This window comes from Acidovorax sp. NPDC077693, assembly GCF_044542805.1.
In the GTDB taxonomy this organism is placed as follows: Bacteria; Pseudomonadota; Gammaproteobacteria; order Burkholderiales; family Burkholderiaceae_C; genus Acidovorax.
This window is the reverse complement of the sequence record NZ_JBITVD010000007.1, coordinates 222,827-245,402: the sequence shown is the minus strand read 5'-3', so window position 1 is coordinate 245,402 and position 22,576 is coordinate 222,827. Positions and strand designations below refer to the sequence as shown.

The window sequence follows — 22,576 nt, the reverse complement described above, 5'->3', positions numbered from 1 at the left end:
GGTGGTTCACGGTGGGGCACTGCCTGTACGGCGGCGGCGGCGACCGCCGGCCGGGGGCACCACTTCGCCCTCCAGCGCCTGCAGCTGGCGCATGCAGGCGTCCATCGCGACTTCCAGGTGGGTCTCCACCGTCTTGACGTTGACGCCCATCTTCTGCGCCACTTCGCTGCGGCTCAGGCCTTCCAGCTTGAACAGCACGAAGGCTTCGCGCGGGCGTGGCGACAGCTGCAGCAGCGCCTGCTCGATGGCGGCCAGGCGCTGGCGGCCGGACAGGATGGCGTCGGGCTCCAGGGATGGCGGGCCGACATGGGCGTCGGCATCACCCCGGTCTCCATCGCCGTCTGCAGCACCCGTTTCGCGCACCGCAGCGCGGCGGTGGTGGTCCGTCAGGAGGTTGCGCGCAGTGGCATAGAGCCATGCGCGGGGCTCGCGCACCGCCTGGCCGGCCTGCTGCGCGGCGTAGATCCGCGCAAAGCTTTCCTGCGTCAAGTCGGCCGCGGTGTCGCGGTCGCTCACCTTGCGCGCCAGAAAATTCAGCAATTCGCGGTAGTAACGCTCGAACACGGTGTCTGAGTAGCCCGCACGTTGGCTGTACAGGCTGGCCCAGCGCGGCCAGCCTCAAGCGAGTTGAAAATAGATGGCCTGAATTATCTGCGCGGCAGCCGGCAGGGCCCGCGCCTGCACCCTGGCGGCCCAGCGGGCCGCTGGCCTATCGGCCCAGCAGCAGCTTGATGCCGAAGAAGGCCATCAGTCCGCCCGTCACCCGGTCGATGGCGGGCTTCGCGGCGCCATACCCCTGCCGGGCCACGGCCGAAGAGAACAGGCCTGCGATCACCACATTCAACGTGAGCGAGATGACCCCCACCACCAGGACCGCCGCGATCTTGGCCCAGAGGGACAGGTCCGGCGTGAACAAGGTGGCGAATGCACTGCTGAAGAAAACCAGCGACTTGGGGTTGGCAAGGTTGGTGGCCAGACCGAAACGGTAGGCCTGCCAGGCCGTCCCGCCTGCAGCCATGCCGTCGCGCAACGCCAACGGCCGGCCGGCCTGAAAGAACAACCGGGCGCCGATGTAGAGCAGGTAGACCCCACCGGCGATGCGCAATGCCTGCTGAACCCATTGGTACTGGGCCACCACCACGCCCAGCCCTACCGCCGCCAGGCTGGCCCACGCCACGCTCGCGGTGGAAACACCCAGGCCCACACACACGGCACGCGCCCGTGACTGGCCGATGGCCGTGGCGGTGATCACCAGAAAATTGGGACCGGGACTGATGGCCAGCATCAGGTAGAGACCGGCAATGCTGGCCAGGAAAATCAGTTCGTTGGTGGGCATGGGAATCCTGCAGATAAGAAATGTCGCCAGCGGAACGCACTGCCGCGCGCGCCACCGTGCGGTGTTTGACCCGATGGCCCAAGGCACAGCCACCGGGCAAGGCCTGGGGTCGAAGCACGCGGGCTCACTGCGCCGGCCCGGCGGCTGCGCCGCTCAAACGCTTGCCTTCGCTTGCAATGGCGTTCATCACCACGCGCAAAGCGGCGGTCATGGTCTTGTCGTGGCGGGTCACACTCACCTGTGTGCGGTGCAGCGGCGGGAATACGGGGCTGACGTCCAGGTCCGGATGATGGCCGGTGCCCATGACCGCCATTCTCGGCAGCAGGCTGCACCCGGCACCGGAGGCGACGACCGCCTTGATGGCTTCGACGCTGTCGAGCTCCATTTCGGGGATGGGCTTCATGCCGTGGCTGGCGAACCAGGCATCGATCAACCCGCGGGTGGAGGTCCCAGCGCTGAGCATGATCAAAGGCATGCCCATGAGCGATGGGGCGTCGACCCTGTCCGAAAAACTCCCGGCACTCCGCTGCCGGATCGCCACGATTTCATCCTCCAGGATGATGTTGGGGCTGACCAGTTGGCTGGACACCGGCAACGTGACCAGCGCGATATCCAGAGCGTTGTCTTCCACACGCCGGACCAGGTCGTCGGTGTTGCCGGTGCTGATGATCAACCGGACCTTGGGAAACACCTGCCGCAGTCTGCCCAGGACGGTGGGCAGCAGGTACAGGCAATTGGTGGCCCCCGCCCCGATCCGTATCGTCCCCATCACATCGTCCGCGTAGGCCGACACAGCGGCATAGGCCGACTCCATCGCGGCATTGATGTGCGGCAGGTGCTTCAGCAGATCCAGACCCGCCGAGGTGGGAACGACCGTCCGACCGAAGCGCTCGAGCAGCCGTACGCCCAGTTGCCGCTCGAGCACCCGTATCTGCTGGCTCACCGCAGGCTGGGTCAGCCCCAGTTGCCCTGCCGCCAGGGTAAAGCTGCCCAGTTGCACGACGAGCTCCAGCCGCCGCAGTTGCTCCACGCTGAAGTAAGAGCCCGTATTCGAGTGCATGGAGCTCATGGCAAAGGCAACGTGGGTGGTTTCAGGCGACAGCAGGCGGGCGAAGAGGCGCACAGGCCGTCAGACCGCAGCACCGCCGCGGCCATGCTGGCAACAACACACATCAGAAGTCTCATCACTGGGCGCACTGAATCGAAGGGGCCGCCACGTCCTGGTCGGCCATGCGGGAGGAGGGTTCCGTACGTAGACGCACGGGAAGTGCGTTTGCCGGATACAGCGGCGTCATTTATTTTGTGATGGCGCCCGGCCTGCGCGCTGCGGTCCCAGGGTGAGGGGTGCACGGGGTTGGCCTGGATGGGCCAGGCCCCGATCTTCGCAAAGTTCACGCGCCGATGGGCGGCCAGGGTCCAAAGAATGGCTAATGGCTTCGATAACAGGCCGCCTCTTTATCTTCGCGAGCCCATGCAAGACCATCCAGCGCTTCAACGTTTTGCCCTCAACCCTGCGGATACCCCATGCCCAAAAATCGCCGGACTTCATTCACTGTCATTGCATGGCTCCTGATCGCGTCCAGCGCGGTGGCCCTGGCTGGCTTTGCGACTTCGCATGGAAACTCGTTGGCCGAGGACGTGATGCGGCAAAACCCGCTGCCTCTGCTGCTGCAGTACGGCATCGGCTACTTCGGGCTCGCAGTGCAGGTGGTTTGCGCCATCGCCATCCTCAGGGGGCGGCCCTGGGGCCGGCTGGTCTACACCGGCTGGGGCACCATGGGCCTGCTCATCGGGTTCGCCACGTCGCCCGTCAAGACGGCGCTCATTCCAGGGGCGGTTCTGTTCGCGGTGATCGTTTTCTTTCTGTTCAGGCCCGCAGGCAACGCATTCCTGAAGGCGTCCTGAAAAGGATCCTTGACTGCCATGGCGGCATGCGGAGTGCAGTGCCTACCAGCCGAACACGCGCGCGGCGATCAGGGCCACCACCACCAGGACCAGCAACAGGCTGACGGCCTGCCAGAAGGCCACCGGGTTGCGCTGCACCAGCGGCACCGACGGGCGATCATGGAAGGGCCGACCCGGCGAGTGCAAGTCGAAGAGAAACTCCGACACCGCCTCCTGCCGGCGGGCCGGGTCTGCGCTCAAGGCCTTTTGCAGCACGCCGTCCAGCCACGCCGGAAGGTCGGGCCTGAAATGGCGCACCGGCACATAGCGCAGTGCCTTGATGTCCGCCGCCGACCGGACGCGCGCGGCGTGCAGGCCGTAGGGCAGCTGTGCGGTCAGCATCTGGTAGGCCAGCACGGCCAGCGAGAACAGGTCGGACTGCGCACTGCCCTCGTGCCCTACGAAATATTCGGGCGCGGTGTACTGCAGGGTGCCGGCGATGAAGTCCGCGCGCTGGTCCTGCCGCCCCTCTTGCAGCCCCGCCACATGCGTCGATCCAAAGTCGATGATGCGCAGAGTGCCCTGGCGGTCGATCATCACGTTGTCCGGGCGCAGGTCCTGGTGCAGCATCTCCTTGACGTGAAAGGCGTGCAGCCCCTTGCCGACCTGGGCGATGAGGCCGCGCACGGTGTCGAGGTCCGGATGGGGGTGGTCGATCATCCACTGGGCCAGGGTATGCCCCTCCACGAACTCCATGGCGACGTACATGTGCCTTCTGGGGCGCTCGTGCACATGGGGCCGCAGCACGTGCGGGCTCTGAATGCGCCGGGCCACCCATTCTTCCAGCAGGAAACGGTCGAGGTACTGCGCATCGCTGGCCATGTCGGTGGAGGGCGTCTTGATCACCACCTGCTGGCCCGTCTCCCCATCGACCGCCAGGTAGACATGGCTGCGGGCACTGGCGTGCAGTTCGCGGACGATGCGATAGCCTTCGAACAGTGCGTTGGGCACGAGCAGCGGTGCGGTGGCCAGGTCGGCCCGCAGGGTCTGCAGGTCGCGCAGCGGCACCTCGGGCAGCGCATCGACCCGCAGCAGTTGCACCGTCATGTCGTCGTCGGCACCGCGTGCCTGCGCGGTGTCCACCAGCGCCTGCGCGGCGCGGTCCCAGTCGTCGGGATACAGCGCCAGTGCCTCGTGCACTGCCGCGGCGTCGATGTGCAGGTATGCGCCATCGGTGGCCAGAAGGTAGATCGCGCCCACGTCCGCCGGCAGGCTGGTGTAGTCGATCTCGACGTTGGGGCCCGTGCCCAGCGCGCGGCCCAGGAAGGACTCCACGGAGGACAGGTGCACGCGATGGTCCTGCGTCAGCGGCTCCAGCGACTGCGCGTGCACCCGGTAGATGCGCGAGTCGCCCACATGCAGCAGGTGGATGTCGCGGCCTTTGAGGATGAGCGCGCTGATGGTGCAGACATAGCCCCGGTCCTTGTCGAACCGCGCATGGCTGCGCATGGTTTGGGCATGCAGCCAGGCATTGGTGGCACCCAGCACACGCTGCGCGGACCGGCGCACCGACCAGGCGTCGGAGGTGGCGTAGTAGTCGTCCAGAAAGCTGCGCACCGCAGCGGCACTGGCCTCCTGGCTGACGGCGCTGGAGCCGATGCCGTCGGCCAGCGCCACGGCAATGCCTTTGGTGCTGCGCAGCGGCTCGGCCGGCAGCACGGCGCCGTGGAAGTCCTGGTTGACGCCGCCCTGCCCCGCCCGCGAATGCTGGCCCAGCGTGACGTGCAGGGTGTGGTTCTTTGCGCTCATGGCACAGGTGTCATCGCAGGCAAGGCCGAACCGCTCCGGCCCTGCAGTGTCTGCATTTCGTTCAGCGCCTTTCAGGCCACCTTGCGCTTGGGCGCGGTCTTGTAGTGGGTGGAGTACAGCATGGCGCCCACGAAGGTCAGGCCACCCACCAGGTTGCCGATCACGGTGGGGATTTCATTCCAGACCAGGTAGTCCATGACGGTGAAGTTGCCGCCCAGCAGCAGGCCCGAGGGGAACAGGAACATGTTGACGATGCTGTGCTCGAAGCCCATGTAGAAGAACAGCGCGATGGGGATCCACATGCCGATGGCCTTGCCCGACACCGAGGTGGACATCATCGCGGCCACCACGCCGGTGGATACCATCCAGTTGCACATCACCCCGCGGATGAACAGGGTCAGCATGCCGGCGGCGCCGTGCGCGGAATAGCCCACCGTGCGGCCTTCGCCGATGTGGCCGATTTTCACGCCGACCGCGTTGGGCGCCTCGCTGAAGCCGAAGGTGAAGATGATGGCCATGAACACGGCCACCATGAAGGCCACGCCGAAGTTGCCGCAGAACACCAGGGCCCAGTTGCGGAACACGCCGCCCCAGGTGGCGCCCGGGCGCTTGTCGAGCACGGCCAGCGGTGCCAGGGTGAACACGCCCGTCAGCAGGTCATAGCCCAGCAGGTACAGCAGGATGAAGCAGCCCGGGAACAGCATGGCGCCCAGCAGTGCGTTGCCGGTATTGACCGTGACGGTGACGGCGAAGGCGGCGCCCAGCGCCAGCATGGCACCGGCCATGAAGGAGCGGATCAGCGTATCGCGGGTGGACATGAGCAGCTTGGATTCGCCGGAATCGACCATCTTGGTCACGAATTCGGAAGGGGCGAGATAGGCCATGGAGTTTCCTTGGGGTGCGGTGACTGACTGACTGACAGACCGACTGAGTGAGTGAGTGAGTGAGTGACAGACCGACTGAGTGAGTGAGTGAGTGAGTGACTGCCCCGTCAAGCCCTCGGCACGAGGGGGCGCAACAAAGGAAAACGGCGTCCAGCATGCAACCCGTCTGACCGGGTGACACACAGGGACGCCGTTATCCTTGGATGCGCGATTTCCGCAACCCTCTGACCACATCGTGGCCTGCAGGGCGGGCAGCGCGGGCCTTCGTCAGCCCGGCACTGTGCTGTGTATGAGCAAGTTCTGTACCGTCAACGGGGCCGTCGCCAAGGCGTGCAACGCGCGTTCCGAGATTGCTTTGGAAGCCGCAGCAGTCCACGCGCCTCGCTTCTGTGCAGCCCGGCACCAAGTTGGATCACTCGGGGGGCGTCTTTGGGGCGCGCAGGCCCTGCTGCAGCGCCACCGCCAGATCCGGCAGCGACAGCGTGGCCTCGGCCACATCGAGCAGGCGGCGGTTCTGGTCCATCGAGGTCTTTTGCAGCACCCGGAAGGCCACTTCCTCGTTCATGCCCAGCCGGGCCATCAAGACGCCCTTGGCACGTTCGATGACCTTGCGCTCGTTCAGCGTGCGGCGGGCGGCATCGAGCTCCGCCTCCATGGTGGACATGCGCGCCGACTGGGCCTGCAGCAGGTCCAGCAGCGACGCGGCCTCGTTGCCGTAGGCACTGCCGGGCTGCTCGGGCACGGCGGTGGGCGCCAGTGCCATGTCGAAGAATCGGTCCACCGCGTGGGTGCGCTGCGGCGGGTTGTCGCGCAGGCCGCGCAGCAGGCCCTTGGAATCCTGCAGGTCCTGCTGCGCCTCCTGGATGCGGGCTGCGCAGTCATCGCGCAGCTGCTTGACCAGATCGACCTGCAGATGCCACAGCGCGTCGATGCGCTCGGAGCACACATCGAACCAGACGTCGCTCAGGTCGCTGTCGAGCACCGCGCCCGGCCGGGCCACGCACAGCGTGCGGCGCAGCCGCTCCAGCTGCGCCACGCTGGGCGACAGCTGCTGCTGTTCCCACCGGATGCGCAGTGCGGGGTCGGCAAACTCGGCAAAGATACGCAGGCTGCGCTCCTGCGCATCGATGAGGTGCAGCACGCGCTGCTGGTGCGCCTCGCTGCCGGTGCCCGATGCGTACAGCAGCGCGCCCAGGGCCCGCTCCTGCCCCGCCTCTTCCTGTGCCTGCACCAGGTGCAGCAGGCCTACCAGCAGGCGCGACACGCTGGGCAGGCCCGCCGCGTCGGCCACGTGGAACACCAGCTCGATCAATCCTGCGATCAGGTGGCTATAGGCGGCCACGGAGTCATGGGCCGACATCGCCTGCCGCTCGACCTGGGTGCGCAGCGCGGGCAACGACTCCATGCCCAACAGGGCCCACGCCATCAGTGACAGCGCCTTGGCCGTGGCACCCTGGGCAGGCTCGACATGTTCGGCAAACACCTCGCGCAGCCGCGTGTCGAGCAGCACCACCTCGTCCACCATCTTGCGGCGCACGTCGGCAAAGCGCTGCCCGCGGGATGCCAGGTACACGCCGGATGCACCGCGCTCTCGCTGCAGGCCCTGGATCAGTTGCCCGATCACATCCACCAGCTCTGCGCGGCGGGCCAGGTGCCGCACCGCATCGATCTCCAGTTGCTTGGACCGCAGGACAAGGTTCGAGACGGACAAGGTCGCCACCGGGTCAAGCATGCAGGTTTCCTGGGTTCGTTGGTTCAAGGACGACTGCGCGTTGCGGTGCGCAGTCGTTGGGTCGTGGAGAGTCAGGCGACGGCCACGCTGACCCGGCCGCCATCCACCCGCACATTGTGAGCCCGTACCGACTGCTCCGGCGTTTCGATGCATTCACCGGTGAGCAGATCGAAATGGTTTTTGTACATCGGCGACGCCACCACCACGCGGTCACCGATGTTACCGATCAGCCCGCGCGACAGCACGCTGGCGCCGGACTTCGGGTCCACGTTGTCGATGGCGAAGAAGCGGTCGGCGCCGAGGCGAAACACCGCCACATGCCGGTCGGCCACCAGTGCGCACACGCCGGTGCTGGGCAGGATGTCGTCGACCGCGCAGATGTCGGTCCAGGCGAGGGTGTCTTCAGTGCTTTGGGGAAGTGCGCTCATGGCGTGATGCTTTCAAAAGTGGGTTGCGCATGCGGTGGAGGCACAGCCGGCCAGATGGACGGCTGAGCGCTCCACGCTCAGGCGGCCTGGGCGATGGGGATGACCTTGGCTGCACCGCGCACGCGTTCATCGGCGGTGGCAGGCCGGATCTGGCCGCGCTCCTGTACGAACAGCACGTTCTCGTCGCCCTTGTCGCTGTTCACGAACGAGCGGAAGCGCTTGCGCGTTTCGGGGTCGGTCACGGCGGTCTTCCATTCGCACTGGTAGGTGTCGACCACGCTCTGCATCTGCGCTTCCAGCTCAGCGCACAGGCCCAGGCTGTCCTTTTGCAGCACGTCCTTGAGGTAGTCGAGGCCGCCTTCGAGGTTCTCGCGCCAGGTGCTGGTGCGCTGCAGCCGGTCGGCCGTGCGCACATAGAACATCAGCACCCGGTCGATCATGCGCACCAGCTCGTCCTTGTTCAGGTCGGACGCGAACAGCTCGGCGTGGCGCGGCTTCATGCCGCCGTTGCCGCAGATGTACAGGTTCCAGCCCTTTTCGGTGGCGATGATGCCGATGTCCTTGCCCTGCGCCTCGGCGCATTCGCGCGTGCAGCCCGAGACGCCGAACTTGATCTTGTGCGGGGCGCGCAGGCCCTTGTAGCGGTTCTCCAGCTCCACGGCCAGGCCGACGCTGTCACCCACGCCATAGCGGCACCAGGTCGAGCCCACGCAGCTCTTGACCGTGCGCAGCGACTTGCCGTAGGCATGGCCGGATTCGAAGCCGGCGGTGATCAGCTCTTCCCAGATCAAGGGCAACTGCTCCAGGCGTGCGCCGAACATGTCCACCCGGGCACCGCCCGTGACCTTGGTGTACAGGCCGTACTTCTTGGCCACCTGGCCCACGGCGATCAGGCCGTCGGGCGTGACCTCGCCGCCGGGCATGCGCGGCACCACCGAATAGGTGCCGTCCTTCTGGATGTTGCCCAGGTAGTAGTCGTTGCTGTCCTGCAGGCCCGCCAGCTCCTTCTTGAGCACGAACTCGTTCCAGCACGATGCGAAGACGCTGGCCGCCACCGGCTTGCAGATGTCGCAGCCCAGGCCCTTGCCGTGCTTGGCCAGCAGGTCGTCGAAGCTCTTGATCTGGCCCACGCGCACCAGGTGGTAGATCTCCTGGCGCGAATACGCGAAATGCTCGCAGATGTGGTTGTTGACGGCCATGCCGCGGCGCGCCATCTCGGCCTTCATGACCTGGGTGACCAGGGGCACGCAGCCGCCGCAGGTGGCGCCGGCCTTGGTGCAGGCCTTCATCTCGGCGATGGTGCAGACGCCATTGCCCACGGCCTCGCAGATGCCGCCCTTGGTGACGTTGTTGCAGGAGCAGATCTGCGCCGTGTCGGGCAAGGCATCCACGCCCAGGCCGGGCTTGGCCTTGCCGTCGCTGGACGGGAAGATCAGGAACTCGGGGTCTTCGGGCAGCGCGATGCCGTTCAGGGCCATCTGCAGCAGCGTGCCGTATTCGGTCGCGTCGCCGATCAGCACGGCGCCCAGCAGCTGCTTGCCGTCTTCGCTGATGACGATCTTCTTGTAGACCTGGCGGCGCTCGTCCACATACTGGCAGGTGCGGCTGTGCGGAGTCTTTCCATGTGCGTCGCCGATGCTGGCCACGTCCACGCCCATGAGCTTGAGCTTGGTGCTCATGTCGGCGCCGACAAACGCGGCGTCGGCATCGCCCGCAATGTGGCGGGCCGCCACGCGGGCCATGTCGTAGCCCGGGGCCACGAGGCCAAAGGTCTGTTCGTTCCACGAGGCGCATTCGCCGATGGCATAGACGTCATGGTCGCTGGTGCGGCAGGCGCTGTCGATGGCCACGCCACCGCGCGGGCCGATGGCCAGCAGGCTCTGGCGAGCCAGTTCGTCGCGCGGGCGGATGCCGGCGGAGAACACGATCATGTCGGTCTCCAGGTAGGTGCCGTCGGCAAACACCATGCGGTGGCGTGCGCGGGCGCCGTCGGTGATCTCCTGCGTGTTGCGGCCGGTGTGCACCTGCACGCCCAGCTCCTCGATCTTGGCGCGCAGCACGCGGCCGCCGCCCTCGTCCACCTGCACGGCCATGAGGCGCGGAGCGAACTCGACCACGTGGGTTTCCAGGCCCATGTCGCTCAGCGCCTTCGCGCATTCGAGGCCCAGCAGGCCGCCGCCCACGACCACACCGGTCTTGGACTTGGCGCCCGAGGCCTGCATGGCCTCCAGGTCTTCGATGGTGCGGTAGACGAAACAGTGCTCACGGTCGCGCCCGGCCACCTGCGGCACGAAGGGGTTGGAGCCGGTGGCCAGCACCAGCTTGTCGTAGGTGAGCACTTCGCCATCGGCCGTGGTCACGGTGCGGATGCGGCGGTCTACCGACGCGGCCCGTGCGGCCAGCCGCAGGGTGAAGCCCGTGCGCTCGAAGAAGCCCGGCTCCACCAGGGAGAGTTGTTCGGCCGAGGTGCCGCTGAAGAAGGCGGATAGATGCACCCGGTCGTAGGCAGCGCGGGGCTCCTCGCACAGCACGGTGACTTCCACGCCGGTCATGCCGGTTTCCGCCAGGCTTTCGAGGAACTTGTGGCCCACCATTCCGTGGCCGATGAGAACAATTTTCATGATCGTGGTCCTGCAATGACCCGGCTGACCTGGAGAGCTCGAAGCAGGATGGGCATGCGTGCCGGACCGTGGGTCGGCGCCGCACCCTCACCCTCCGCGGTAGCACGGGTGTGGTTTGGAACAACCAGGCGAAAGGCAACGAGGCCTAGGCCCGCCTGGGTTCCGCCATCATTAGCGGAGGGGTGTCGTCGGCCCGCAGGCAGCTTCACCGGCGGGCACTGACCCAACTGCAATATCCATGCCGGGGTGTGATGGCGCGGAGAAACCGGCGCGCAGGGCCTTTTGAGCGATGGCGCGCCACGCTGCCTGCACGTGCCGTGGCATGGCGCATCAATGCGGTGCAAGGCAGCCCCAACATAGGGCGGGAGGGCGTCTGCAGCGGCCGTGCCAGGCAGGCACAGGGCCCAGGGACCACGGCCCCCGGCACGCGGGCTCAGGCGAGGGGCTGGGCGTACGCAACGCCGCCGACACGCGGCGTGGAATGCCGATGCCTGATCACTTTGCCCGAACCCTGCTGTCGCTTCGGGTCCGGCCGGTCGTGCGCGGCCATTTTTTGATGTTCAAACCCGCGATCCGGATGCAAACTTCCGCGGGAAGCCATCGCCCTCGGGGAGACCTTCTCTCACCGCAGCCATAGAGACACCACCATGACAGAACGCAGATCCACCAGCGACAGGCGCAGCGGCACCGACCGCCGGCAGGAGGAACAAGGCCCTCCCACCCACTACGAACGGCGGCGCACGATCGAGGCGCGGCAACCCGAACTGACCGAGCTGCACCTGAGCGACGAAGAACTTCGTGCCCTGGGGTTCCAGCAAGGCGGGCCGGGCTCCCCAAAACCCGGCTGATCCGGGCCGCCGCACGCGCAACCTCGGCGCCAGCCGGCGCGGCAGAGCCCATCAATGCCCGTTGTCGGCCACCGTGAGCACCCGGTGCGCCACCATGTCCAGCGCGGGCCGCGTGATGCCCTGCTTGTCGGTCCAGACCTTGGGCACCAGGCTGCCGGCAAGGGCCAGCGCATCGCCATCGCGCAGGTGGTGCAGCGACGCACGCACATCGCTGTCGAACGCAATCACGTTCACGAACAGCGTCTCGCCATCGGAAGTGCTGGCACGCACCTTGGCCACGGTGAAGAGCTTGCCGGTCTTGTCGGTCCGCTGCTCGGCATCGCCGTACAGGCGCCCTGACACCAATCCATCGATCATGCGAATCCTTGGCCCCGGGGACGCACCGGGGGGCACGTGACAGCGGGGGCAGTTGGTTTGTGGGGCACCTGAAGCGGGCCCTGGGTGGCGCCGCAGCCGAAGCACCGCAGAGATGACGAGCCCGCATTGGGCGGCGCCAGCAAAAAAGCCCAGAACCTTTCGGTTCTGGGCTTTTGCTATCAATGGTCGGCGTGGCGGGATTCGAACTCGCGACCCCTTGCACCCCATGCAAGTGCGCTACCAGGCTGCGCTACACGCCGACAAGACTTAGATTATATGCAGAAAAAACTCTAGGTCAGAGAAAGTAGCGCACGAATCTCAAATAATTCTTTGCGCACCGCGTTCGAGTCCAGCGAATAGCCCACCGCATCGATGGATAAGCTCTGCGCGCTATCGATCAGCATGCTGGGCAGCTCGGTGCCGCCGTCCGCGGCATCGCCTTCTGCACCGGCCTCATCGCGGGCCGGATGCGCGAGTTCTTGCAGACGATTGCGGGCGCCACTGATGGTGAAGCCCTGGTCGTACAGCAGGTCCCGGATGCGGCGGATCATGAGCACTTCGTGGTGCTGGTAGTAGCGGCGGTTGCCGCGCCGCTTCATGGGCCGCAACTGCGTGAACTCCTGCTCCCAGTACCGCAGCACGTGGGGTTTTACGCCGCACAGCTCCGCCACCTCACCGATGGTGAAGTAGCGTTTGGCGGGTATGGAAGGAAGAGGTGTGCCCATCGAGAAAGCGTTTCAGACCAGGGAGCCGCGTAGCGTACTGCACAGACGCAAAGACCGCCAGTGACCAGCCACATTCCGGTCACAAAGACGGCACAAATTCACTCAGGACGCCACGGCCGCGGTCTGAATTTGCTCCTTGAGCTTGCTGCTGGCGTGAAACGTCACCACGCGGCGCGCCTTGATCGGGATCGCCTCCCCGGTGCGCGGGTTGCGGCCGGGGCGCGGTGCCTTGGTGCGGATCTGAAAGTTGCCAAAGCCCGAGAGCTTGACGTCCTTGCCCTCGACCAGACTTTGCGCGATCAGATCGAAGAACGCATCGATCATGTCCTTGGACTCGCGCTTGTTCAGGCCGATCTGATCGAACAGCAGATCGGCCAGCTGCGCCTTGGTCAGTGCCGGTGTCTCCAGGCTTTCGACGGCAAATTCGATCATGGCATCACTCCCCTCTTGGGCAATTTCGTTGTCATCAAACACGCAGGCGCGCACCCGTGCGCTGCACCAGCTGGGCAACCACAGCCTGCACAGCCGTCTCGATCTCCGCTTCGGTCAGCGTGGCCTCGTCCCGCGCCAGGGTCAGGCGCACGGCCAGGCTCTTTTCACCTTGGGCAAGACCACCGGTGGGCGCCTCTTCACCCGCACGCACGGGCTTGGGACGGTACACGTCGAACAGAACGGCCGAGCGCAACATGCCGCCAGGCACGGCCTGCTGCACCGCCGACATGATGTCGCCGTGCGTGACTCGCTCGGCCACCACCACGGCCAGATCGCGCTCCACGGCCTGGTGCTTGGCCACGGCCTTGAACTGCGGCACCACGCGCTGCAGCACGGCGTCGAGTTCGAGCTCGAACATCACCGGGGCCAGCGGCAGGTCCCAGGACTGGCGCCACTGCGGGTGCAGCTCGCCCACGAAGCCGATGGCGCGGCCGTCCACCAGCACGCGGGCGCAGCGGCCGGGGTGCATGGCAGGGTGCGTGGCGGGCTCGAAGCTGGCCTGCAGCGGGGCCAGCAAGGCCTCCACGTCGCCCTTCACATCGAAGAAGTCGATGGCCTGTTCCTTGCGGCCCCACTGCAGCGCGTCGTTCGGGCCGTAGGCCAGGCCGGACACGCGCATGGGCTGGTTGAAGCCTTCGACGGTGGTGTCGGTGTTGCGCACCGTGGCGTCGCGCAGGAACACGCGGCCCAGTTCGAACACGCGCACGCGCTGGGCCTTGCGGTCCAGGTTGAACTTCAGCACCTGCAGCAGCGAACCCAGCAGCGTCGAGCGCATCACGCTCATCTGGCTGGCGATGGGGTTGAGCAGCTTGATGGGCTGCGCGTTCGCGGCCAGCTCATGCTCCCAACGCTCTTCGACAAAGCTGAAGTTGATGGTCTCCTGATAACCCAGCCCGGCCAGCGAGCGGCGCACGGCAAACGGGCTGCGCGTGGCCTCGGCCGGCAGCTTGGGCGTGATGGGCGCCAGGGGCGGCGTGGTGGGCAGGTTGTTGTAGCCCACCATGCGCGCCACTTCTTCGATCAGGTCTTCTTCGATGGTGATGTCGAAGCGGTACGCGGGCGGCGTGACGGTGAGCGTGCCTTCGCCCTGCACCACCGGCAGGCCCAGGCGGGCCAGAACGTCGGCGCACTGCGCCTGGGTCAGGGGCATGCCGATGACCTTGGAAGCGCGCGCCACGCGCAGCGTGACGGGCTGGGGCACCGGCAGGTTCACGGACTGGTCGTCCATGGGGCCGCAGGCGGTGTCCGGGGTGCCGCAGATGTCGATGACCAGCTGGGTGATGCGCTCGATGTGCTCGACCGTGAGGCTCGGGTCCACGCCGCGCTCGAACCGGTGGCCGGCATCGGTGGAGAAGTTGAAGCGGCGCGAGCGCCCGGCCACGGCCTTGGGCCACCAGAAGGCGGCCTCGATGTAGATGTGCTTCGTGTCGTCGGACACGGCGGTGGCGTCGCCGCCCATGATGCCGGCGAGCGACTCGACCTGCTGCTCGTCAGCGATCACGCCGACCTTGTCGTCCACGGTGATGGTGTTGCCGTTGAGCAGCTTGAGCTGCTCGCCCGGCTTGCCCCAGCGCACGTCCAGGCCGCCGTGGATCTTGTCCAGGTCGAAAATGTGCGACGGCCGGCCCAGTTCGAACATCACGTAGTTGGAGATGTCCACCAGCGGCGACACGCCGCGCTGGCCGCAGCGCGCCAGGCGGTCCAGCATCCACTGGGGCGTGGCGGCGCGCGTGTTCACATTGCGCACGATGCGGCCGGAGAAGCGGCCGCACAGGTCGGGCGCGCTCACCTTGACGGCGAGCTTGTCGGACAGCTTTGCAGCCACGGCAGGGAACGAAGGCTGCTGCAGCGGCACGCCAGTAAGGGCCGACACTTCGCGCGCAATGCCGTACACGCTGAGGCAGTGCGCAAGGTTGGGCGTGAGCTTGAGCGTGAACAGCGTGTCGTCCAGGTTCAGATGGGTGCGGATGTCCTGGCCCACGGGCGCTGCGGCATCGAGCTCGAGCAGACCGCCATGGTCCTCGGACAGCTTGAGTTCGCGGGCCGAGCACAGCATGCCCTGGCTCTCCACGCCGCGCAGCTTGCCGACCTTGATGAGGAACGGCTTGCCATCGTCGCCAGGCGGCAGTTCGGCGCCCACCAGCGCGCAAGGCACCTTGATGCCCACGCGCGCATTGGGCGCACCGCACACGATGTTGAGCAAGGCGCCCTGCCCCACATCCACCTGGCAGACGCGCAGGCGGTCGGCGTCGGGGTGCTGCACGGCTTCTTTGATCTCGCCCACCACGATCTTGGTGAAGGGAGGCGCCACGGGGCGCAGCTCTTCCACCTCCAGGCCGGCCATGGTCAGCGTCTCGGCCAGCTCGGCCGTCGTGAGGGGTGGGTTGCAGAATTCGCGCAACCAGGATTCAGGAAATTGCATAGTCGGACTCTTGTTCTAAAGGATCGGCGCGCTGCCGCCGGGCATTCATGCGCGCGTGCGTCACTCAATCGGCGGGCTTTACTGGAACTGCGACAGGAAGCGGATGTCGCCGTCAAAGAACAAGCGCAGGTCGTTCACGCCGTAGCGCAGCATGGTCAGGCGGTCGGGGCCCATGCCGAAGGCAAAGCCGATGTACTTTTCCGGATCGAGGCCCATGTTGCGCACCACGTTCGGGTGCACCTGGCCGGAGCCAGCCACTTCCAGCCAGCGGCCGGCCAGCGGGCCGGTCTGGAACTGGATGTCGATCTCGGCGCTGGGTTCGGTGAAGGGGAAGAAGCTCGGGCGAAAGCGCAACACCAGGTCGTCGCTTTCGAAGAAGGTGCGGCAGAACGCCGTGAAGATGACCTTCAGGTCCTTGAAGCTCACGTTCTCGCCGATCCACAGGCCTTCGCACTGGTGGAACATGGGCGAGTGCGTGGCGTCGCTGTCCACGCGGTAGGTGCGGCCGGGCGCGATCACGCGGATCTCGGGCATGGCCTGGCCGGCATCCAGCAGTGCACGGTGCTTCTTCACATGCTGCACCGCGTGGCGGATCTGCATGGGGCTGGTGTGGGTGCGCAGCAGGTTGGGGGCGGTGTCAGTGCCGCCCTCCACGTAGAAGGTGTCGTGCATGGAGCGCGCAGGGTGGTCTTCCGGCGTGTTCAGTGCGGTGAAGTTGAACCAGTCGGTCTCGATCTCGGGGCCCTGGGCCACGTCGAACCCCATGGAGCCGAAGATGCCCTCGATGCGCTCGAGCGTGAGCGACACCGGGTGCAGCCCGCCCTGTCCGCGCTGGCGGCCCGGCAGGCTCACGTCCAGCGCTTCGGCCTTGAGCTGCACCTGCAGCTCGGCATCGGCCAGCGCCTGGCGCCGTGCCGTGAGAGCGGCTTCGATGGCCTGCTTGGCAACGTTGATGGCGGCGCCGCGGGATTTCTTTTCCTCGACGGACAGCTGCGCCATGCCCTTCATGAGCTCGGTCACGCGGCCCGACTTGCCCAGAAACTGCGCCTTGGCGTTTTCCAGATCAGCAGGGGTGGCGCTTTGGGCAAACAGTTGCGTCGCGCTTTCGACCAGGGAATCCAACTCGTTCATATCGACTCTTGAAAATGAACAAGGGCTAGCGCTCTTTCAAGCCCTAGCCCTTGTTGTTATTGCGCAGGCAGCTATCAAAAAGATAGCCGCCCATCGTGAACTCAAGCAGCCAGCTTGGCCTTGACTTGGCTTACGATGCTGCCAAAGGCAGCCTTGTCGTGCACTGCGAGGTCGGCCAGCATCTTGCGGTCGATCTCGATGGATGCCTTCTTCAGGCCGTTGGTGAACTGGCTGTAGGTCAGGCCCAGTTCGCGCGAAGCGGCGTTGATACGGGCGATCCACAGCTGGCGGAACACGCGCTTCTTGTTGCGGCGGTCACGGTAGGCATATTGCCCAGCCTTCATTACCGCCTGTTTGGCGATACGGTAGACATTACCGCGGCGACCACGGAAACCCTTGGCAAGGGCGAGAACTTTCTTGTGACGGGCACGGGCCGTTACACCACGTTTGACGCGAGGCATGTATGTACTCCTTGTTCGTCGTTAATTAAACGCCCATGCCGGGCAGCATTTGCGCGATGTGACCCATATTGGTCTCATGCACAGCCACTGCACCACGCAACTGGCGCTTGTTCTTGGTGGTCTTCTTGGTCAAGATGTGACGCTTGAAGGCTTGACCGCGCTTGACGGTGCCACCGGGACGAACGCGGAAACGTTTTTTCGCGCTGCTCTTGGTCTTCATTTTGGGCATGTGAATGCTCCTTTTTCATTGTGCTCGCGAGGCGTTTGCAAACCGATCTGCAAACTTGTTGGCCCCGAGCCACTTTTTCAGCCGGTTTGCACCAGCTGCATGGCAGCGCGTGAACGCTGCCTATTGCCCGGCGTACCCCTTGCGGAGCAAGCCTGGCAAATTCTGTCTCTTTGTCTCTGCTGCTGCGGCGGCGGCTACGCCGCCTTAGGCGGCGCTGCCCGAAGGCGTGCCTTCGGCAGCGGGCTTGACCGGTGCAGGCTTTTTCTTGCCTGGTGCGATCATCATGATCATCTGGCGGCCTTCCAGCTTGGGAAACTGCTCGATGACGATGGAATCGGCCAGCTCATCGCGAATGCGGTTGAGCAGTGCCAGCCCCAGTTCCTGGTGCGTGATTTCACGGCCGCGAAAACGCAGCGTGATCTTGCATTTGTCACCCTCTGCCAGGAAGCGGCGGATGTTGCGCATCTTGATGTTGTAGTCGCCATCGTCCGTACCCGGACGGAATTTGACTTCCTTGATCTCGATGACCGTCTGCTTGGCCTTGGCCTCGGCAGCGCGCTTTTGCTCCTGGTACTTGAACTTGCCGTAGTCCATCAGGCGGCACACCGGCGGATTCGCTGTGGCAGCGATTTCCACCAGATCCACATCCAGCTCGCCTGCCATGCGCAGGGCTTCCATGAGGCTGACCACGCCCAAAGGCTCGTTCTCTGGCCCGGACAGACGGACTTCCGGGGCCATGATTTCACGGTTCAGGCGGTGCTTGCGCTCTTCACGGTGGCGACGATCACGAAATTCAGTAGCGATGGCTATCTTCCTTCAATCAAATTACTACAAAAAATGTAGCTACAACCGCGCAGCTGGCATGCGACAAAGCATGTTTTGAATCAAACTCAGGCTTTGGTGGCGATGTCCTGGGCGATCAACTCAGCGAACGCTTCAATGGACATCACTCCGAGGTCACGATTACCCCGGGCGCGCACTGCGACGGCGCCTGCGGCCTTTTCCTTGTCGCCCGCGACGAGGATGTACGGCAGCTTTTGCAACGAATGCTCCCGTATTTTATACGTAATCTTCTCGTTGCGCAGATCTACCGCCACCCTAAGGTCTTGATTCGGCAGCGCTTTTTCAAGCTTTGCGGCAATTTCGCGACAGTAATCGGCCTGCGCGTCGGTGATATTGAGCACCGCCACCTGCACCGGAGCCAGCCACAGAGGGAAGGCGCCAGCGTAGTGTTCGATCAGCATGCCGATGAAACGCTCCATGCTGCCCACGGTGGCGCGGTGCAGCATCAGCGGGCGCTTGCGGGTGCCGTCTTCGGCCACGTATTCGGCGTCCAGGCGCTCAGGCAGGTTGGGGTCGATCTGCATCGTGCCGCATTGCCACTGGCGGCCCAGCGCGTCTTTCAGCGTGTACTCGATCTTGGGGCCGTAGAAGGCGCCCTCGCCTTCGGCGATCTCGAACTCGCAGCCCGAATGGCGCAGGCCGTCCATCAGCGCCTTTTCGGCGCGGTCCCACGACTCATCGGTGCCGATGCGTGCGGCCGGCCGCGTGGCCACCTTGTAGATGATGTTGGTGAAGCCGAAGTCCTTGTAGACCTTCTGCACCAATGCCGTGTAGTTGGCGCACTCTTCCAGCACCTGCTCTTCGGTGCAGAAGATGTGGCCGTCGTCCTGCGTGAAGCCGCGCACGCGCATGATGCCGTGCAGGCCGCCGGTGGGCTCGTTGCGGTGGCAGGCACCGAATTCGCCGTACCGCAGCGGCAGGTCGCGGTAGCTCTTGATGCCCTGCTTGTAGATCAGGATGTGGCCGGGGCAGTTCATCGGCTTGAGCGCGTACTCGCGCTTTTCCGACTCGGTCGTGAACATGTTCTCGTGGTACTTGTCCCAGTGGCCGGTCGTCTCCCACAGCTGCTTGTCCAGGATCTGCGGGCCCTTGACCTCCTGGTAGCCGTTGTTGCGGTACACGCGGCGCATGTACTGCTCCACCTCCTGCCACAACGCCCAGCCCTTGGGGTGCCAGAACACGGTGCCGGGCGAATGCTCGTCCATGTGGAACAGGTCGAGCTCGCGGCCCAGCTTGCGGTGGTCGCGCTTTTCGGCCTCCTCCAGCATGGTGAGGTACTGCTGCAGCTCGTCCTTCGTGGCCCAGGCCGTGCCGTAGATGCGCTGGAGCATCTCGTTGCGGTGGTCGCCACGCCAGTAGGCGCCAGCCACCTTCATCAGCTTGAAGAACTTGAGCTTGCCGGTGCTGGGCACGTGGGGGCCGCGGCACAGGTCTTCGAACGCGCCTTCGCGGTACAGGCTCACATCCTCGTTGCTGGGGATGCTGGCGATGATCTCGGCCTTGTAGTTCTCGCCCAGGCCCTTGAAGTACGCCACCGCCTCGTCGCGCGGCAGTACGCGGCGCGACACGGGCTCGTCCTTGGCGGCCAGCTCGGTCATGCGCTTTTCGATGGCGACCAGGTCTTCGGGCGTGAAGGGGCGCTTGTACGCAAAGTCGTAGAAGAAACCGTTCTCGATCACCGGGCCGATGGTCACCTGGGCTTCCGGGAACAGGTCCTTGACGGCGTAGGCCAGCAAGTGGGCGGTGGAGTGGCGGATCACGTCCAGCCCGTCGGCATCCTTGGCCGTCACGATGGACAGCGGGCTGTCGGCCGTGATCTGGTAGCTGGTGTCCACGACCTTGAAGCCTTCACCACCTTCGGCAGGGATCTTGCCGGCCAGGGCGGCCTTGGCCAGGCCGGTGCCAATCGACGCGGCCACTTCAGCGACCGTGACCGGGCCGGGAAACTCGCGCTGCGAACCATCGGGAAGGGTGATGTGAATCATGGGACGACTGCTCTTTCTTTGGAATCAGTACGAAAAGGTGTGAGGGTGGGTGCGGGCACGCGCCAGGCCCAAAAACAAAAAAGCGCGGAACAGGTCCGCGCTTTTGGAGGGGTGTGCAATCTCGTGCAGGCGCGAACAGCCAGCCTTAACGGCCGGTCGACATCTCCGATGTAGTTCGCGGTGTCATAACCAGATTGCCTTTCTCGCTCTTGTGCAGTGAATTTCCCGCCATTTTAACCCTGCGCAAAGCAAAAAGCCCGAAGCGGATGCTCCGGGCTTCACAGACTGGCGGGTTTTGATGGGTTTTGCGCCACACCGCGGCGGCGCAAGACCCCCGTCCACCCCGCTGATCAGTGGAACTGCTCTTCTTCGGTCGAACCCGTCAGGGCCTTCACGCTGGACGAACCACCTTGGATCACCGTGGTCACGTCGTCGAAGTAGCCTGCGCCCACTTCCTGCTGGTGCGACACGAAGGTGTAGCCCTTGTCGCGTGCGGCGAATTCTGGCTCTTGCACCATGTTGACGTAGTGCTTCATGCCTTCGCCATTGGCGTAGGCGTGGGCGAACTGGAAGGTGTTGAACAGACAAAGCCCGCTTGTAAGCCTAAGATTTACAACGGTTTTTCTTGTTTTTTGGGATCTGTTTTTCGCACCACCCACCTATCACCCAACTCCGCCCACTATGTGCCGCGACTTTGACCAATAGGATCAAGGCAATTTCCGCTTTTACAACCTAGACCTCCCACCTCCCACCCAACTCAGCGAGCGAGCCACTGAGGGGCGGGAGATGAATTTTGCCCAGTTCTAGGTTTACACGCTGGCTACTTGACGCAACCTCCCGATAGGTGCACCTGCGGCGTTGGCGGCCACATCTACCGCTGCCAGCAACGTGGCATCCGATAGGTGGGCATATCGCTGAGTTGTCTTGAGCTGCGAATGCCCTAGAAGTTTGCCGATCACGCTCATCGACTGACCTGCATTCACGAGATTGCTTGCAAAACTATGCCGCAGGTCATGCATCCGGACATCCGACAACCCCGCCCGCTTTCGCGCCGTATTCCAGCAGCAAAACAAATTGGCAAACGGTTTTAAAGTCTTAGGGTTCGGTACCACGTAGACACACCCGTCCCATCTAGGCAGTTGCTGAAGTATCTCCCACGCCTTGTACGAGATGGGAATGGTGCGCGCCTTACCCGTTTTAGACGTAGAAATCCGCCAGAACTTCCGCTCTAGATCAAAGTCGTCCCACTTCGCGTCAAGCAACTCGCGCTTGCGGCAGCCGAACATCAACATCAAAGCCACGATGTACTTAAGCTGCTTGTTGTCACTCCGGTCAAGGGCCTCGTGCAGGCGTGCGGTCTCCTCGGACGTCAAGTACCGCTCCTTTGCATTGTTGAGCTGAAACAACGCGATGCCGTTGGCAGGATTTTTGGATGCGCCATGGACTTTGAGCTTTCCGGCCAAATTGAAGATGATCTTCAAAAGTATGGGTAGCTTGTTGGAAGTAGCTGCCGCATAACCTTTGCTGCGCATCTCTCCATGGGCCTGCTCGACCATAGCGGAAGTGATGCTGTCCAAGTGCAAGTGCCCGAACCGTGGAACGATGTGGAGGTTCAAGAAACTGATGGTTGACTGAAAGTTGCGGCGGTGAACCCGCATGTGCGGCAGATACTTGTCAGTGATGAACTGTGAAAGCGTCGGCACTTCACGGACAGTTTTCTTGTCATAGTAAGGGTCTTCCCCCAGGACAACTTTTGCACGCAGCTTTTCTGCGGCCTGCCGAGCCTTGTCGAACGTGATGGACTTCGCATCGCCGATCTTGTGCTGGCGCTGTTTGCCGTGCGGGTCGCGATACCGCAGACTGTAGGTTTTACCGCCGGTCGCACGAACTTCCAGGATGAAGCCCGTGATGACGTTGTCGTAGTAGTCGGTCTTGCTACGCCCTTCCGAGCACACGACATCCCGCACGAACTGAGCATCGAGGTTCACATTTGGCATAGTGCGTCTCCTTGGAAGGTTAAGAAAGTTGACGAGAACTGCACACAACAATGCGCGCAGGATGGTTGGTATGGGTTCAGAAGCAGGTTCCTTTCCGGGGTAGATAAAAAGGCCACGCACCCGAGATGGAGCTGGGTGGTTGGAACGATGGTGGTGTGCAGGGGGAAAACCGATCCCTGTGAGATGCCCGAGCCGATGCAGAAGATGGAAAGGGCCGCGCCACCGGTCTTTCCGGCGTAGCGAGGAGCACGTGCGAGGTAAGCGCGGCTTGGCGGCCCAACCTCGAATGGCGCAGGCGGGGGCGTACGGAGGGCACGTACGGATGAAGGGAAGCTGGTCGCGGGTTGGGTTGCGACGGAACTTCTCGTGTTAGAGGAGCGCCCCGACGGCGG

At 64.5% G+C, this 22,576-nt stretch carries 20 protein-coding genes, 1 tRNA gene and 1 pseudogene; 2 read left to right on the top strand and 20 right to left on the bottom strand.

The annotated features are described in order from the left end of the window. Nucleotides 1-6: 6 nt before the first annotated feature. The 3 genes from ACIGHN_RS12070 to ACIGHN_RS12060 form a co-directional block, all read right to left on the bottom strand. Nucleotides 7-564: an RNA polymerase sigma factor gene (locus tag ACIGHN_RS12070; protein WP_056413584.1), complete on the bottom strand. Its 558-nt coding sequence runs from the start codon at nt 562-564 to the stop codon at nt 7-9. 145 nt (nt 565-709) lie between these two features. Next, entirely contained in the window at nt 710-1,336 is a 627-nt protein-coding gene (locus ACIGHN_RS12065; RefSeq protein WP_396504540.1) for a LysE family translocator, read from the bottom strand. Between the two features lie 124 nt (nt 1,337-1,460). Then, nucleotides 1,461-2,405 carry a LysR family transcriptional regulator gene (locus tag ACIGHN_RS12060; RefSeq protein WP_396504539.1) on the bottom strand — a complete coding sequence of 315 codons (945 nt, stop codon included), beginning with the start codon at nt 2,403-2,405 and terminating at the stop codon, nt 1,461-1,463. A 455-nt stretch (nt 2,406-2,860) separates the two neighbouring features. Here ACIGHN_RS12060 and ACIGHN_RS12055 point away from each other — a divergent pair, with 455 nt between their 5' ends. Beyond that, nucleotides 2,861-3,241 carry a hypothetical protein gene (locus tag ACIGHN_RS12055; protein WP_396504538.1) on the top strand — a complete coding sequence of 127 codons (381 nt, stop codon included), beginning with the start codon at nt 2,861-2,863 and terminating at the stop codon, nt 3,239-3,241. A 42-nt stretch (nt 3,242-3,283) separates the two neighbouring features. Here ACIGHN_RS12055 and ACIGHN_RS12050 read toward each other — a convergent pair whose 3' ends face one another. From ACIGHN_RS12050 to nirB, 5 genes are all read right to left on the bottom strand, one after another. Next, nucleotides 3,284-5,029 carry a protein kinase gene (locus tag ACIGHN_RS12050; protein WP_396504537.1) on the bottom strand — a complete coding sequence of 582 codons (1,746 nt, stop codon included), beginning with the start codon at nt 5,027-5,029 and terminating at the stop codon, nt 3,284-3,286. Between the two features lie 71 nt (nt 5,030-5,100). Beyond that, nucleotides 5,101-5,913, bottom strand: a complete 813-nt coding sequence (locus tag ACIGHN_RS12045) for a formate/nitrite transporter family protein (RefSeq protein ID WP_396504536.1) — start codon at nt 5,911-5,913, stop codon at nt 5,101-5,103. Between the two features lie 412 nt (nt 5,914-6,325). Next, the gene (locus ACIGHN_RS12040) at nt 6,326-7,645 is read right to left on the bottom strand and encodes a nitrate- and nitrite sensing domain-containing protein (protein ID WP_396504535.1); all 1,320 of its coding nucleotides are present in this window, start codon (nt 7,643-7,645) and stop codon (nt 6,326-6,328) included. Between the two features lie 71 nt (nt 7,646-7,716). Next, nucleotides 7,717-8,073 (bottom strand): nitrite reductase small subunit NirD, encoded by a 357-nt coding sequence (nirD, locus tag ACIGHN_RS12035; protein ID WP_056413597.1) that lies wholly within the window; start codon nt 8,071-8,073, stop codon nt 7,717-7,719. 77 nt (nt 8,074-8,150) lie between these two features. After that, nucleotides 8,151-10,694 carry a nitrite reductase large subunit NirB gene (gene nirB, locus ACIGHN_RS12030; RefSeq protein ID WP_056413599.1) on the bottom strand — a complete coding sequence of 848 codons (2,544 nt, stop codon included), beginning with the start codon at nt 10,692-10,694 and terminating at the stop codon, nt 8,151-8,153. A 647-nt stretch (nt 10,695-11,341) separates the two neighbouring features. Here nirB and ACIGHN_RS12025 point away from each other — a divergent pair. Beyond that, nucleotides 11,342-11,542, top strand: a complete 201-nt coding sequence (locus ACIGHN_RS12025) for a hypothetical protein (protein ID WP_056413602.1) — start codon at nt 11,342-11,344, stop codon at nt 11,540-11,542. Nucleotides 11,543-11,593: 51 nt separating this feature from the next. Here the strand turns inward: ACIGHN_RS12025 and ACIGHN_RS12020 are convergent, their stop codons facing one another. The 12 genes and pseudogenes from ACIGHN_RS12020 to ACIGHN_RS11965 form a co-directional block, all read right to left on the bottom strand. Next, nucleotides 11,594-11,899, bottom strand: a complete 306-nt coding sequence (locus ACIGHN_RS12020) for a single-stranded DNA-binding protein (RefSeq protein WP_056413605.1) — start codon at nt 11,897-11,899, stop codon at nt 11,594-11,596. 183 nt (nt 11,900-12,082) lie between these two features. Beyond that, a tRNA-Pro gene (locus ACIGHN_RS12015) sits at nt 12,083-12,159 on the bottom strand. 30 nt (nt 12,160-12,189) lie between these two features. Further along, the gene (locus tag ACIGHN_RS12010) at nt 12,190-12,624 is read right to left on the bottom strand and encodes a MerR family transcriptional regulator (protein WP_056171931.1); all 435 of its coding nucleotides are present in this window, start codon (nt 12,622-12,624) and stop codon (nt 12,190-12,192) included. A 102-nt stretch (nt 12,625-12,726) separates the two neighbouring features. Beyond that, a complete protein-coding gene (locus ACIGHN_RS12005) occupies nt 12,727-13,056 on the bottom strand; it encodes an integration host factor subunit alpha (RefSeq protein WP_056413865.1) in 330 nt (109 codons plus the stop codon). A gap of 34 nt (nt 13,057-13,090) precedes the next feature. Continuing rightward, nucleotides 13,091-15,538 carry a phenylalanine--tRNA ligase subunit beta gene (gene pheT / locus ACIGHN_RS12000; RefSeq protein ID WP_396504534.1) on the bottom strand — a complete coding sequence of 816 codons (2,448 nt, stop codon included), beginning with the start codon at nt 15,536-15,538 and terminating at the stop codon, nt 13,091-13,093. A gap of 78 nt (nt 15,539-15,616) precedes the next feature. After that, nucleotides 15,617-16,669 carry a phenylalanine--tRNA ligase subunit alpha gene (pheS, locus tag ACIGHN_RS11995; RefSeq protein WP_056413726.1) on the bottom strand — a complete coding sequence of 351 codons (1,053 nt, stop codon included), beginning with the start codon at nt 16,667-16,669 and terminating at the stop codon, nt 15,617-15,619. Between the two features lie 101 nt (nt 16,670-16,770). Continuing rightward, the gene (gene rplT, locus ACIGHN_RS11990) at nt 16,771-17,130 is read right to left on the bottom strand and encodes a 50S ribosomal protein L20 (protein WP_056171937.1); all 360 of its coding nucleotides are present in this window, start codon (nt 17,128-17,130) and stop codon (nt 16,771-16,773) included. A gap of 25 nt (nt 17,131-17,155) precedes the next feature. After that, nucleotides 17,156-17,359: a 50S ribosomal protein L35 gene (gene rpmI / locus ACIGHN_RS11985; RefSeq protein ID WP_056413729.1), complete on the bottom strand. Its 204-nt coding sequence runs from the start codon at nt 17,357-17,359 to the stop codon at nt 17,156-17,158. Nucleotides 17,360-17,563: 204 nt separating this feature from the next. Further along, nucleotides 17,564-18,169 carry a translation initiation factor IF-3 gene (gene infC / locus ACIGHN_RS11980; protein WP_082485817.1) on the bottom strand — a complete coding sequence of 202 codons (606 nt, stop codon included), beginning with the start codon at nt 18,167-18,169 and terminating at the stop codon, nt 17,564-17,566. Nucleotides 18,170-18,249: 80 nt separating this feature from the next. Further along, nucleotides 18,250-20,187, bottom strand: a complete 1,938-nt coding sequence (gene thrS, locus ACIGHN_RS11975) for a threonine--tRNA ligase (protein WP_396504533.1) — start codon at nt 20,185-20,187, stop codon at nt 18,250-18,252. Nucleotides 20,188-20,537: 350 nt separating this feature from the next. Further along, a pseudogene (locus ACIGHN_RS11970) lies at nt 20,538-20,768 on the bottom strand (isocitrate lyase); the annotation flags it as partial. Nucleotides 20,769-20,996: 228 nt separating this feature from the next. Then, nucleotides 20,997-22,184, bottom strand: coding sequence for a tyrosine-type recombinase/integrase (locus ACIGHN_RS11965; protein WP_396504532.1), 1,188 nt, complete (start codon nt 22,182-22,184; stop codon nt 20,997-20,999). Nucleotides 22,185-22,576 lie beyond the last annotated feature (392 nt).